The sequence below is a fragment of the Natrinema soli genome (assembly GCF_028618695.1).
The window spans coordinates 1-1,254 of record NZ_JAQIVI010000032.1; the positions used below are offsets into that span (position 1 = coordinate 1).

At 66.2% G+C, this 1,254-nt stretch carries 2 protein-coding genes and 1 pseudogene; 1 reads left to right on the plus strand and 2 read right to left on the minus strand.

All coding sequences use genetic code 11. From position 1 onward, the window contains the following. On the plus strand, positions 1-403 hold a 403-nt coding region (locus PGX04_RS02145; RefSeq protein WP_273737016.1), incomplete at its 5' end, for an SAM hydroxide adenosyltransferase. Between the two features lie 37 nt (positions 404-440). Here PGX04_RS02145 and PGX04_RS02150 read toward each other — a convergent pair. Together PGX04_RS02150 and PGX04_RS02155 are read right to left on the minus strand one after the other, a co-directional pair. Then, positions 441-800: pseudogene (locus PGX04_RS02150) on the minus strand (HalOD1 output domain-containing protein); the annotation flags it as partial. Positions 801-922: 122 nt separating this feature from the next. Then, positions 923-1,254 (minus strand): TCP-1/cpn60 chaperonin family protein (locus PGX04_RS02155; protein WP_273737017.1); only part of this gene is annotated, 332 nt, incomplete at its 5' end.

The window sequence follows — 1,254 nt, forward strand, 5'->3', positions numbered from 1 at the left end:
CTTCGCACCCGCCGCCGCCGCGGTTCACGACGCCGAGATCGACTCGCTCGGTTCGCTCGAGTGGCTCGAGCCCGGCGCTGCGGCCGTCGATCTCGAGCTTCCGGCGGCAGAACTCGAGGGCGAGCGAGCGATCGGCGAGGTGCTGGTCGTCGACGGGTTCGGGAACGTCATCACGAACGTTCCCGGGTCGTCTCTCGACGGTCGAGATCGGATCCTGGCGAACGGCCGGTCCGTCCCGGTCGGAGCGACGTTCGCGGCCGTCCCCGCCGGGGAGCGATTAGCGACCGTCGGCAGCCACGGCTACGTCGAACTCGACGTCAATCGGGGCCGCGGCGACGACGCATTCGGTCTCGAGCCCGGCGATCGGGTCGTCCTCGAGCCGGCCGAGAACGGTAGCGACTGACCGAATCGTGACCGCGATCCGCGACTCGAGTCGTCTCCGGCGTAACCTGCTGTCGCGTCGGGTCGATGACGATCTCCCCGTCCGAACGCACGGTCACTGAACACTGCGAGAACGTAAAGGAGATAGAGCCGTCACCGACGCGGGGCTCGTCGCCCCGCCAGTGGATAAACAGCGCGTTCAACGCGTCCGGCTCGACGCACTCCGAGAGCGCCTCGAGGTCGTCGGGTTCGACGCCGAGGACCGACGAGACGGTCATGAGCAGGGCCGTGCTCACCGGCTCGTACGCGTCGTCTTCGCACCACGTGTGGTAGGTGCCCCGACCTTCGTCGTAGTAGACGGTCCGATCGCTCGTCGTCCCGATCGGCCGCAGGTTCTCTCTCGGAGCAGTTGCGGACATGCTACGCCGGACTTTCGTTTGGTAACACTTAACACTGATGGCCAGCAGACATTGTGCCGTCGCTGCGGATCGGAAACATCGAAAACGGGCGAAAAACAAAACGACTGCCGCGAACAGCGACGTTATTCGGCTGCGATGACGTCGTCGATACGGACGATCATCGTCGCGGCTTCGGTCGCGCTCTCGACGGCTTCGCGCTTGACGTCGGCGGGGTCGATGACGCCGTACTCGAAGGGATCGTCGATCGTGACTTCGTCACCGCTGGTGATCAGACCGGCTCGACCCTCGGATTCGTGGCCCGCACGAAGATCCACGAGCACGTCGATGGGATCGCGGCCGGTGTTGGCCGCGAGCGTCCGGGGGACGATGTCGACCGCGTCGGCGAAGGCCGTCACGGCGAGCTGTTTGCGGCCCTCGATGCCGGCGGCTTCCTCGCGGATCTTGTCCGCGATCG